This is a genomic window from Streptomyces sp. NPDC045026, assembly GCF_056432625.1.
Map to the genome: position 1 here is coordinate 213,890 of NZ_JBWKIS010000013.1, position 11,107 is coordinate 224,996.

General features: G+C 70.3%; 10 protein-coding genes. 3 read left to right on the forward strand and 7 right to left on the reverse strand.

Going from position 1 to position 11,107, the window contains the following annotated elements:
* Positions 1-26 precede the first annotated feature (26 nt).
* From AC07EJ_RS26680 to deoC, 3 genes are read right to left on the reverse strand one after another with little or no spacing between them, the layout of a single operon-like run.
* Positions 27-947, reverse strand: coding sequence for an aldehyde dehydrogenase family protein (locus tag AC07EJ_RS26680; RefSeq protein WP_389491261.1), 921 nt, complete (start codon positions 945-947; stop codon positions 27-29).
* Entirely contained in the window at positions 948-2,399 is a 1,452-nt protein-coding gene (locus AC07EJ_RS26685; protein WP_389491264.1) for an aldehyde dehydrogenase family protein, read from the reverse strand.
* Between the two features lie 3 nt (positions 2,400-2,402).
* On the reverse strand, positions 2,403-3,353 hold the full coding sequence (gene deoC / locus AC07EJ_RS26690) for a deoxyribose-phosphate aldolase (protein WP_478885052.1): 951 nt from the start codon (positions 3,351-3,353) through the stop codon (positions 2,403-2,405).
* 369 nt (positions 3,354-3,722) lie between these two features.
* Here deoC and AC07EJ_RS26695 point away from each other — a divergent pair, with 369 nt between their 5' ends.
* Positions 3,723-4,346 carry a PH domain-containing protein gene (locus AC07EJ_RS26695; RefSeq protein WP_389491266.1) on the forward strand — a complete coding sequence of 208 codons (624 nt, stop codon included), beginning with the start codon at positions 3,723-3,725 and terminating at the stop codon, positions 4,344-4,346.
* A gap of 56 nt (positions 4,347-4,402) precedes the next feature.
* Here AC07EJ_RS26695 and AC07EJ_RS26700 read toward each other — a convergent pair whose 3' ends face one another.
* From AC07EJ_RS26700 to AC07EJ_RS26710, 3 genes are all read right to left on the reverse strand, one after another.
* The gene (locus tag AC07EJ_RS26700) at positions 4,403-6,046 is read right to left on the reverse strand and encodes a phospho-sugar mutase (RefSeq protein ID WP_389491288.1); all 1,644 of its coding nucleotides are present in this window, start codon (positions 6,044-6,046) and stop codon (positions 4,403-4,405) included.
* A 39-nt stretch (positions 6,047-6,085) separates the two neighbouring features.
* Complete coding sequence (locus AC07EJ_RS26705) at positions 6,086-6,922, reverse strand: purine-nucleoside phosphorylase (protein WP_389491269.1); 837 nt, start codon at positions 6,920-6,922, stop codon at positions 6,086-6,088.
* 92 nt (positions 6,923-7,014) lie between these two features.
* Complete coding sequence (locus AC07EJ_RS26710) at positions 7,015-7,452, reverse strand: gamma-glutamylcyclotransferase family protein (protein ID WP_116510652.1); 438 nt, start codon at positions 7,450-7,452, stop codon at positions 7,015-7,017.
* 117 nt (positions 7,453-7,569) lie between these two features.
* On the opposite strand from AC07EJ_RS26710, the gene AC07EJ_RS26715 reads away from it, so the two are divergent.
* Together AC07EJ_RS26715 and AC07EJ_RS26720 are read left to right on the forward strand one after the other, a co-directional pair.
* Positions 7,570-9,018 (forward strand): NAD(P)H-quinone dehydrogenase, encoded by a 1,449-nt coding sequence (locus AC07EJ_RS26715; RefSeq protein ID WP_389491273.1) that lies wholly within the window; start codon positions 7,570-7,572, stop codon positions 9,016-9,018.
* Positions 9,019-9,200: 182 nt separating this feature from the next.
* Positions 9,201-10,166 carry a DeoR/GlpR family DNA-binding transcription regulator gene (locus AC07EJ_RS26720; RefSeq protein ID WP_389491275.1) on the forward strand — a complete coding sequence of 322 codons (966 nt, stop codon included), beginning with the start codon at positions 9,201-9,203 and terminating at the stop codon, positions 10,164-10,166.
* Between the two features lie 78 nt (positions 10,167-10,244).
* Here AC07EJ_RS26720 and AC07EJ_RS26725 read toward each other — a convergent pair whose 3' ends face one another.
* A complete protein-coding gene (locus AC07EJ_RS26725) occupies positions 10,245-10,793 on the reverse strand; it encodes a TetR/AcrR family transcriptional regulator (RefSeq protein ID WP_478885053.1) in 549 nt (182 codons plus the stop codon).
* Between the last annotated feature and the right edge of the window lie 314 nt (positions 10,794-11,107).

Genomic DNA, 11,107 nt, shown 5'->3' on the forward strand with positions numbered 1-11,107 from the left:
GGTTTCGGTTGGGCGTTGGGTCGGGCCTAGTACGAAGAGCCCGATGCGCCCAGCGAACCCGTCGGGTGCCACACCGTCTTCGTCTCCAGGAACGACGTGAGCCGGTCCGTGCCCGGGTCCGTCGTCCAGTCCGTGTCCACAGCCTGTGGACGGCGTACGCGCTTCAGGTTGTCCGCCGCCGCGATCTCCAGGTCACGGGCCAGGTCGGCGTCCGCGCCCGTCAGGTCGATCGCGTTCACGTCCTGGTGCGCGGCCAGCGGCGGAGCGATCTCCGACGTCCTGCCGGACAGCACGTTCACCACACCACCCGGCACGTCGGACGTGGCGAGCACCTCGCCGAGCGACAGTGCCGGCAGCGGGGATGTCTCGCTCGCGATCACCACGGCCGTGTTGCCCGTCGCGATCACCGGAGCGATCACCGAGACCAGGCCCAGGAACGACGACTTCTGCGGGGCCAGCACGGCCACCACTCCGGTCGGCTCGGGCGTGGACAGGTTGAAGAACGGGCCCGCGACCGGGTTCGCCCCGCCCACGACCTGGCCGATCTTGTCCGTCCAGCCCGCGTACCAGACCCACCTGTCGATCGCCGCGTCCACGACCGCCGTCGCCTTGGACTTCGACAGGCCCTCGGCGTCCGCCACTTCGTGCACGAACTGGTCGCGCCGGCCCTCCAGCATCTCGGCCACGCGGTAGAGCACCTGCCCGCGGTTGTACGCCGTCGCGCCCGCCCAGCCGCCGAACGCCTTGCGCGCGGCCACGACCGCGTCGCGCGCGTCCTTGCGGGACGACAGCGGGGCGTTCGCCAGCCACTTGCCCTTCCCCGCCGCGCCAGCGGCTGATGTCCCTGCCGTCACCTCGTACACCCGGCCGCTCTCGGAACGCGGGAACTTCCCGCCCACGTACAGCTTGTAGGTCTTCAGGACTGTGAGTCGCTCAACCGTGCTCATTTATCGCGTGCCCTCCGGGCTCGACGGGGCGAGGTATGCCTCCAGGCCGTGGCGGCCGCCCTCGCGGCCGTGACCCGACTCCTTGTAGCCGCCGAACGGCGAGGTCGGGTCGAACTTGTTGAAGGTGTTGGCCCAGACGACGCCCGCCCGGAGCTTGTTCGCGACCGAGAGGATGCGCGAGCCCTTCTCCGTCCAGATGCCGGCCGAGAGCCCGTACTGCGTGTTGTTCGCCTTCGCCACCGCCTCCTCCGGAGTGCGGAACGTGAGGACGGACAGCACCGGGCCGAAGATCTCGTCCCGGGCGATCGTGTGCGCCTGCGTGACGTTCGTGAAGAGCGTCGGGGCGAACCAGTAGCCGCTGTCCGGCAGTTCGCACGGCGGCGACCAGCGCTCCGCGCCCTCGGCCTCGCCCGTCTCCGCGAGCGCCTTGATCCTCGCGAGCTGCTCCGCGGAGTTGATCGCGCCGATGTCGGTGTTCTTGTCCAGCGGGTCGCCCAGGCGGAGGGTGGTGAGGCGGCGCTTCAGCGCGTCCAGCACCTCGTCCGCGACCGACTCCTGGACCAGGAGGCGCGACCCCGCGCAGCAGACCTGGCCCTGGTTGAAGAAGATGCCCGTGACGATGCCCTCGACCGCCTGGTCGATGGGCGCGTCGTCGAAGACGATGTTCGCGCCCTTGCCGCCCAGTTCGAGCGTGACCTTCTTGTCCGTGCCCGCCACCTGGCGGGCGATCGCCTTGCCGACTGCCGTGGAGCCGGTGAACGCGACCTTGTTCACGTCGGGGTGCGCCGTGAGCGCGGCGCCCGCGTCTCCGTAGCCCGGGAGGATGTTCACCACGCCCTTGGGCAGGCCCGCCTGGCGGCAGATGTCCGCGAAGAACAGGGCGGACAAGGGGGTCGTCTCGGCCGGCTTCAGGACGACCGTGTTGCCCGTCGCCAGCGCCGGGGCGATCTTCCACGCCAGCATCAGCAGCGGGAAGTTCCACGGGATGACCTGGCCCGCGACGCCCAGCGGCGCCGGGTTCGGGCCGAAGCCGGCGTGGCCGAGCTTGTCCGCCCAGCCCGCGTAGTAGAAGAAGTGCGCCGCCACCAGGGGGAGGTCCGCGTCGCGCGTCTCCTTGATCGGCTTGCCGTTGTCCAGCGTCTCCAGGACCGCGAGCTCGCGGCTGCGCTCCTGGATGATCCGCGCGATCCGGAACAGGTACTTCGCGCGCTCCGCGCCCGGCAGCGCCGACCACTTCTCGAACGCCTTGCGGGCGGCCTTCACCGCGCGGTCCACGTCCGCCTCGCCCGCCTGGGCGATCTCGGAGAGGACCTCTTCGGTGGACGGGCTCACCGTCTTGAAGACCTTGCCGTCGGCCGCCTCGACGAACTCGCCGTCGATGAACAGGCCGTAGCTGGGGGCGATGTCGACGACGGAGCGGGACTCCGGTGCGGGTGCGTACTCGAACGTCATGGGTCAGTCCACCGTCACGTAGTCGGGGCCGGAGTAGCGGCCGGTGCTCAGCTTCTGACGCTGCATCAACAGGTCGTTGAGCAGGCTCGAAGCGCCGAAGCGGAACCAGCGGTTGTCCAGCCAGTCGCTTCCGGCGGTCTCGTTGACCAGCACGAGGAACTTGAGCGCGTCCTTGGTCGTACGGATGCCTCCGGCGGGCTTCACGCCTACCTGTACGCCCGTCTGGGCGCGGTAGTCGCGCACCGCCTCCAGCATGAGAAGGGTGTTCGCCGGGGTGGCGTTCACCCCGACCTTGCCGGTCGACGTCTTGATGAAGTCCGCCCCGGCCATCATGCCCAGCCAGCTCGCTCGCCGGATGTTGTCGTACGTCGACAGCTCGCCCGTCTCGAAGATGACCTTGAGACGCGCGGCGCCCGAGGCCTCCTTCACGGCGACGATCTCCTCGTACACCTTCAGGTAGTGGCCCGCGAGGAACGCTCCGCGGTCGATGACCATGTCGATCTCGTCGGCGCCGGCGGCCACCGCCTCGCGGACGTCCCCGAGCTTCACCTCCAGGGCGGCGCGGCCCGCCGGGAAGGCGGTGGCTACGGAGGCGACCTTCACGTCACTCCCGGCCACGGCCTCCTTGGCGGTCGCCACCATGTCCGGATAGACGCAGACGGCGGCTGTGCGGGGAGTCGTACGGTCGGTGGGGTCCGGGTGCACGGCCTTCGCGCCGAGCGCGCGGACCTTGCCGGCCGTGTCGGCGCCTTCGAGGGTCGTCAGGTCGATCATCGAGATCGCCAGGTCGATGGCGTACGCCTTGGCCGTGGTCTTGATCGACCGCGTGCCTAGGGACGCGGCGCGAGCCTCCAGGCCGACCGTGTCGACCCCGGGCAGCCCGTGAAGGAAGCGACGCAGCGAACGGTCCGAAGCGACCGCGTCGGCGAATGCGGGTGCGGGTGCAGTGGGCATGGTCACGAGGGGAGCATATCTACGCGCGTAGCTGCTGTACAGGGGGAGGGGGGTGGGGTGGGTTTTTGGGTACGGGCTCGGAGCGGGCTGCGCGGGTGCGTTTTTGGGTGCGGGGCCGTGGGGGCATGTACGTGCTCGCTGTTCTATGGGGCATCGCTGCCCAGCCGAATTGCCTGTACGTGGTGCTGGTGGCTCCGCGCGCACATGCCCCACGGCCCCTCCCGTTTCGTACGCGGCCGACCGCCCGGTGGGGGCTCTCCACTCCCTGTCGGTGGTTCCTGTCGCGTGGGTGACCGGGCGGGTCCGGTTGTCTGTGGTTGTTCTCAGGCCGTAATGAACGTTCTTCTCGGGTTCAGGCATCATCGGTGTATGAAGACCCCGGACTCCCAGCCCGCTGTCACGGAACCCGTGGCCGCGGAGCGGGCCTACCGTTCTCCCGCCGGTATCGCCGGTGGCGTCCTGCTGCTCGTGATGGGGGCCTGGCTCGGTTTCGACGCGCTGGTCAACGGCGACGCACGCACCGCCTGGCTGGCCGTCGCGGGGATGCTCGTCGTCGTGCCGCTCGTCGTCGCGTTCACGATCCGGCCCGCGGTGTACGCGAATGAGGACCGGCTGCGCATTCGTAATCCGTTCCGCGTGATCACCCTGCCCTGGGCGTCCGTCGCGGATCTGCGGGCCAGCTACTCCAGCGAGGTCTTCACCGAGGGCGGGGACAAGTACCAGCTCTGGGCCATCCCCGTGTCCATGCGCGCCCGCAAGAAGGCCAATCGGCGCACCGGTGGGCGCAAGGACAAGGGCCTGGCCGGGGCCGCCGACTTCGTGCCCGACAAGGCCGCCGGCGATCAGTCCCTGGACGAGATTCGGGAGCTGGCCCGGGATCGCGCCGACAAGCCGTCCGCGCAGGGCGAGCCTTCGATCCGCTGGGCCTACGAGATCGTCGCGCCTGTGGTCGTGGGTGCGGTTCTGCTGGCCGTGGTGCTGGCCGTCGGCTGATTCGGGTGTGGCGAAGGCCGGGGCGGTTTCTGCCCCGGCCTTCTGCTTGCCCTTTTCTAGATTCCTGCCGCCGCCGACAGGTCCTGCTTGATCGCGTTCAGTACCCGTGTGCCCTCTGCTCGGGCCGCGGTCAGGTCCGACGGTGCTTCTACTGGGATCACTGCCTCCAAGTAGCACTTGAGCTTGGGCTCCGTGCCGCTCGGGCGGACGATGACCCGGGCGCGGTACTCGCCGTCCAGCGTGTAGCGCAGACCGTCCGTGGGCGGGAGGGTGCTTGTGCCGTGGGTCAGGTCCTCTGCCTGCACTACGGGGAGGCCCGCCAGTTCGCTCGGCGGTGTCTCGCGGAGTGTGGTCATTGCCTTCGCGATGATCGAGAGGTCCTCGACCCGTACTGAGAGCTGGTCCGTCGCGTGCAGGCCGTGGGCCACCGCCAGGTCGTCGAGCGCGTCCAGGAGGGTGCGGCCCTGTTCCTTCAGCGTCGAGGCCAGTTCGGTGACCAGCAGCGCGGCCGTGATGCCGTCCTTGTCCCGTACGCCTTCGGGGTCCACGCAGTAGCCGAGCGCCTCTTCGTAGCCGTAGCGCAGGCCGTCCACCCGGGCGATCCACTTGAAGCCCGTCAGGGTTTCCTCGTAGGGGAGGCCGGCTGCTTCGGCGATACGGCCGAGCAGGGAGGACGAGACGATCGACTCCGCGAAGACGCCCCTTGCTCCTCGGGCCACCAGGTGGGCCGCCAGCAGCGCGCCCACCTCGTCGCCTCGCAGCATGCGCCAGTCATCGTTGGTTTTCACGGCTACTGCGCAGCGGTCCGCGTCCGGGTCGTTCGCGATGATCAGGTCCGGGGCGGCTGCGCGGGCTGTCGCGAAAGCGAGGTCCATCGCGCCCGGCTCTTCCGGGTTCGGGAACGCCACCGTCGGGAAGTCCGGGTCCGGGTCTGCCTGCTCGGTCACGAGCGTCGGCTCGGGGAAGCCTGCGCGGGCGAACGCGGCGAGCAGGGTGTCCTTGCCGACGCCGTGCATCGCCGTGTAGACCGTGCGCGCCGTGCGCGGGGAGTCCGGGGCCAGGACCGCGTCCGTGCGGGCCAGGTAGGCCTCCAGGACGTCCTCGCCGAGCGTTTCCCAGCCGGCGTCGGGGCGGGGTACGTCGTGGAGGGAGCGGATCGCGTCGATCTCGGCCGCGATCTCGGCGTCCGCGGGCGGCACGATCTGGGAGCCGTCGCCCAGGTAGACCTTGTAGCCGTTGTCGCGGGGCGGGTTGTGGCTGGCCGTGACCTCCACGCCCGCGACCGCGCCCAGGTGCCGTATGGCGAAGGCGAGGACCGGGGTGGGCAGCGGGCGCGGCAGCACCGCGGCACGCAGGCCGGCGCCCGTCATGACGGCCGCCGTGTCCCGCGCGAAGTCCGCCGACTTGTGGCGCGCGTCGTATCCGACGACGACAAGACCGCCCGCCTCGCCCTTGCTCTTGAGGTAAGCCGCTAGGCCCGCCGCGGCCCGGATGACCACGGAGCGGTTCATCCGCATCGGGCCCGCGCCGAGTTCGCCGCGCAGGCCCGCGGTGCCGAACTGGAGCGTGCCGGCGAAGCGCTCGGCGAGCGCCGGGGTGTCGGCGCTCTCGATGAGCTTCGCCAGCTCCTCGCGGGTCTCCGGGTCGGGGTCCTCGGCCAGCCAGGCCTCGGCCCTGGCGAGCAGTTCGGTGTCCTGCAAGGTCACGGTTCGTCCAGCCTCTCGCGTGTCTCTACGGGATCAGATGCGGCCCAGGACCTTGCCCAGGAGCTCGCCCATGCGGGTGGCGGAGTCGCGGCCGGCCTGGAGCACCTCTTCGTGGTTGAGGGGCTCGCCCGTCATGCCCGCCGCCAGGTTCGTGACGAGGGAGATGCCGAGCACCTCGGCGCCGGCCTCGCGGGCCGCGATCGCCTCGAGCACGGTCGACATGCCGACGAGGTCCGCGCCGATCGTGCGGGCCATGCGGATCTCGGCCGGCGTCTCGTAGTGCGGGCCGGGGAACTGCGCGTAGACGCCCTCTTCGAGGGAGGGGTCGATCTCCTTGCACAGGGTGCGCAGGCGCGGGGAGTACAGGTCGGTGAGGTCGACGAAGTTGGCGCCGACGATCGGCGACGTCGCCGTCAGGTTCAGGTGGTCGCTGATCAGGACCGGCTGACCGGGGCGCATGCCCTCGCGCAGACCGCCGCAGCCGTTGGTCAGCACGATGGTCTTGCAGCCCGCGGCGACGGCGGTACGGACGCCGTGCGCGACGGACGCGACACCGCGGCCCTCGTAGTAGTGCGTGCGGCCGAGGAAGACGAGGGCGCGCTTGTCACCGATCTTGTACGAGCGGATCTTTCCGCCGTGGCCCTCGACGGCAGGCGGCGGGAAGCCGGGCAGCTCGGTGACGGGGAACTCGGTCTCGGGGGTGCCGAGGGCGTCCACGGCCGGGGCCCAGCCGGAGCCCATCACGAGGGCGACGTCGTGGGTGTCGGCGCCCGTGAGCTCGCGCAGGCGCGAGGCGGCGGCGTCGGCGGCGACCCGGGGATCGAATCGGGTGGCGCCCTGGATGTTGTCCGGAGTAACAGATGCGTTCACGCGATCGAGGGTAGCCGCTTCGGTCCTACGCGCGTAGATGACAGACCTCACGGGATTGGGATCGTTGTCTTGTCGTTTCCGACGAAGCCTGCTCAGCAGGGGCGCTTGCGCAGTTCCATCACGTAGTCGTGCGGGGCTCCGGCCGATTCCGCCGCGTCGGCCAGTTCGCCGAGATAGCGGGCCGAGGGGAACCCGCCCTCGTATCCGTTGAGCACGTACACCCAGGCGGGTTCCTCGCCCTCCAGCGTGTCCACGCGCACGCGCATCCGCCGGTAGATGTCGAGCCCCACACCCTCCCAGCGGTCCATGGAGTCCTCGTCCATCGGCGCGATGTCGTACAGCGCGACGAAGACCTGCGAGCGGGGCGCCTCGACGAGGGTCGCGAGCGCGCCTTCCCAGCCCATGTGCTCGCCCCCGAACGTCAGCCGCCAGCCGCTGAGCCAGCCCGTCGCGCGCATCGGCGAGTGCGGTGCGCGGCGCGTCATCAGCCGCGCGTCGAGATTGCCGGCGTATGCGGCGTAGAGCGACATGTGGTCGAGGGTACGGCAGGTGCGGCTGGGGTCCCTCCTGTAACAGAAGACCCCTCCGACGTGGGACGCGCACGGACGGAGGCCCCCGGGGCGAAAGCACTTGAAGCGTGCGGGACAATGGAGTACGTGACTCGGATCGTGATCATCGGTGGCGGACCTGGCGGATATGAGGCGGCCCTCGTGGCTGCCCAGCTCGGCGCGGAGGTGACCGTCGTCGACTGCGACGGTCTGGGCGGGGCGTCGGTGCTCACCGACTGCGTTCCGTCCAAGACCCTGATCGCGACGGCCGAGGTGATGACCACCTTCGACTCGTCGTACGAGGAGCTGGGGATCATCGTCGCCGATGACACCCCGCACATCGACAGCCCCGCGCGGGTCGTCGGTGTGGATCTGGGCAAGGTCAACCGGCGTGTGAAGCGGCTCGCGCTCGCCCAGTCCCACGACATCACTGCGTCCGTCACCCGGGCCGGCGCCCGCGTGATGCGCGGCCGCGGCCGCCTCGAGGGCCAGCAGGCCGCCGACGGCTCCCGCAAGGTCGTCGTGCGCACCGCCGACGGCACCGAGGAGACCCTCACCGCCGACGCCGTCCTGATCGCCACCGGCGGCCACCCGCGCGAGGTGCCCGACGCCCAGCCCGACGGCGAGCGCATCCTCAACTGGACCCAGGTCTACGACCTCGACGAGCTCCCCGAGGAGCTCATCGTGGTCGGCTCCGGTGTCACCGGCGCCGAGTTCGCCGGCGCCTACCAGGCCCTCGGCTCCCGCGTCACGCTCGTGTCCAGCCGTGACCGCGTCCTGCCCGGCGAGGACCCGGACGCCGCCGCCGTCCTCGAGGACGTCTTCCGCCGTCGCGGCATGAACGTCATGGCCCGCTCGCGCGCCCAGTCCGCCAAGCGCGTCGGCGACCGAGTCGAGGTCACCCTCTCCGACGGCCGCGTCATCTCCGGCACGCACTGCCTGATGGCCGTCGGCGCCATCCCGAACTCCAGCGGGATGGGTCTGGAGGAGGCCGGGGTCAAGCTCAAGGACTCCGGGCACATCTGGACCGACAAGGTCTCCAGGACCACCGCTCCCGGCGTGTACGCCGCCGGTGACGTGACCGGCGTCTTCGCGCTCGCCTCCGTGGCCGCCATGCAGGGCCGCATCGCCGTCTACCACTTCCTCGGCGACGCAGTGGCCCCGCTGAACCTCAAGACGGTCTCCTCGAACGTCTTCACCGACCCGGAGATCGCCACGGTCGGCTACACGCAGGCCGACGTCGACGCCGGCAAGATCGACGCCCGCGGGGTGAAGCTGCCGCTGCTGCGCAACCCGCGGGCCAAGATGCAGGGCATCCGCGACGGCTTCGTCAAGATCTTCTGCCGGCCCGGCACGGGCATCGTGGTGGGCGGCGTGGTCGTCTCCCCGCGCGCGAGCGAGCTGATCCATCCCATCTCGATCGCGGTCGACAACAACCTCACGGTCGAGCAGATCGCGAAGGCGTTCACCGTGTACCCGTCACTTTCGGGCTCGATCGCCGAGGTGGCGCGTCAGCTGCATACGCGGAAGACGGCCGACGAAGCCTGACGGCCGCGCTTTCACCGGACACGATCAACTTCCCGCAGGTCACAGCCTGTTGCGACCCATGCGGCGGGTATAGGCGCGGGAGATAGGCGCCTATACCACTCCGTGCAGTTCCGTGCGAACAACTTCTGTTATTCGGCGCAAACTGCTGAAAGCAGACGGTCGTTGGGGTTACTGTCAGTTTCGTGTTCGCTGCAGAACGTCGTCAATTGATCCTCGAAATGGTGCGGGCCAATGGAGCGGTATCGCTCCGGGAGCTCGCCCGCGTCGTCCAGACCTCCGAAGTGACCGTACGGCGGGACGTGCGCGCACTGGAGGCAGAAGGACTCCTCGACCGCCGGCATGGCGGTGCGGTATTGCCGGGCGGATTCACGCGGGAATCCGGCTTTCCGCAGAAGTCACATCTCGCGACCGCAGAGAAGACGGCCATCGCCGACCTCGCCGCAGGCCTCGTCGAAGAAGGCCAAGCCATCGTGGTGGGGGCGGGTACGACCACGCAGGAGCTGGCCCGCCGGCTCGCACGCGTACCCGGCCTGACCGTCGTCACCAACTCCCTTCTGGTGGCACAGGCGTTGGCCCATGCCAACAGGGTCGAGGTCGTCATGACGGGCGGCACTCTGCGCGGTTCCAACTACGCCCTCGTGGGCAGCGGGGCCGAGCAGTCCCTCCAGGGACTCAGGGTCTCCCGCGCGTTCCTGTCCGGCAGTGGTCTGACCGCCGAACGCGGCCTCTCCACGTCCAACATGCTGTCGGCCTCGGTCGACCGTGCGCTGGTGCAGGCCGCCGCGGAGGTCGTCGTCCTCGCCGACCACTCCAAACTCGGCACCGACACGATGTTCCAGACGGTGCCGACCGATGTCATCACGCGCCTCGTGACGGACGAACCGCCCAGCCACGACGACCGCGCCCTCACCGAACTGCAGGCACTCGCCGACCAGGGGGTGCAGATCGCGATCGCCGGAGCCTCGGCGACCGGAACCGGGCCGGCGGGGGGAGATCCCGTCCCGGCGCGTCAGGCGCGCCGGGACGTACCTCTGCCGGGCCAGCGCCGCACCCAGCTCCCGGGCGGCCCCCAGCTGCGCAGCGCGTCCGCCCTCGACCAGGCACCCCCTGAGCGCGCGGCAAGGGTGGCCGACCTCCGGCGGCGCTGAGCCGCACCCCAGGCGGGGCCGAGCCCGGTGTGGAGCCTTCTCCCTGCGGCTGCGAGTTGGTTGCCGTCGGACGGTCGCCTATCCCGCGGTGATGCCTCGCAGCGTCAGCCGGAGCAAACGATCCGCCAGCTCCGGGTCGTCCGGGGTCTCCTCCGCGGCCAGCGCGATCGCGTTGGTCAGCTGAAGCAGATCGCCGATCGACACGTCGGCGCGCACGGCACCCGCCCGCTGCGCCCTGGACAACAGGGCCTGGCCCGCCTCGCGCATCGGCGTACTGCACCGCGACAAGGCCGAACTGGCGTCGTGCGACGCCGACATGAGGGCTCGTGAGAGCCCGCGGTACTCACCCGCATGAGTGATGATGTCGCGCAGCCATGCCACGAGCGCCGAGCATGGCTGCGGGTCCGCGAGCAGGGCCCGCGAGCGCGCCAGCAGATCATTCACCGCGTCCTCGAAGACGGCGCTCATCAGCGCGTGCCGGTTCGGGAAGTGCCGGTACAGCGTCCCGATGCCGACGCCCGCGCGCCGCGCCACGTCCTCCAGGGACGCGCCCGTGCCGTGCTCGGCGAACGCCGCACGCGCCTGAGTGAGCAGCCGCTCGTAGTTCCGGCGTGCGTCGGCCCGCATGGGGCGTACGGAAGGGGCCGGGCGGGCCCGGTCCGTCTGGTCCATGCCGGTCGTCATCGGTCCTCCCTGGTCGTGCGCGCACTGTCCAGGATGCCTGATCGCGCGACGGCCGGACCACGGAGCCGGAATGACGCGAGCGCCCGGTGGACCGTGTTCCGGTCCGCCGGGCGCTCGCGCGTCAGGCCCTCTGGCAACAGGCCCTCTGGCAACAGGTCAGGGTCAGTCCTTGATTTCGCAGATGGTGGCGCCGGAGGTGATGGAGGCGCCGATTTCGGCGTTGAGGCCCTTGATGGTGCCGGTGCGGTGTGCGTTGA

Excerpts from the sequence above, each read along its gene's own strand:
- AC07EJ_RS26680 (WP_389491261.1), bottom strand. The coding sequence starts at position 947 with ATGAGCACGGTTGAGCGACTCACAGTCCTGAAGACCTACAAGCTGTAC.
- AC07EJ_RS26685 (WP_389491264.1), bottom strand. The coding sequence starts at position 2,399 with ATGACGTTCGAGTACGCACCCGCACCGGAGTCCCGCTCCGTCGTCGAC.
- deoC (WP_478885052.1), bottom strand. The coding sequence starts at position 3,353 with ATGCCCACTGCACCCGCACCCGCATTCGCCGACGCGGTCGCTTCGGAC.
- AC07EJ_RS26695 (WP_389491266.1), top strand. The coding sequence starts at position 3,723 with ATGAAGACCCCGGACTCCCAGCCCGCTGTCACGGAACCCGTGGCCGCG.
- AC07EJ_RS26710 (WP_116510652.1), bottom strand. The coding sequence starts at position 7,452 with ATGTCGCTCTACGCCGCATACGCCGGCAATCTCGACGCGCGGCTGATG.
- AC07EJ_RS26715 (WP_389491273.1), top strand. The coding sequence starts at position 7,570 with ATGGAGTACGTGACTCGGATCGTGATCATCGGTGGCGGACCTGGCGGA.
- AC07EJ_RS26725 (WP_478885053.1), bottom strand. The coding sequence starts at position 10,793 with ATGCGGGCCGACGCACGCCGGAACTACGAGCGGCTGCTCACTCAGGCG.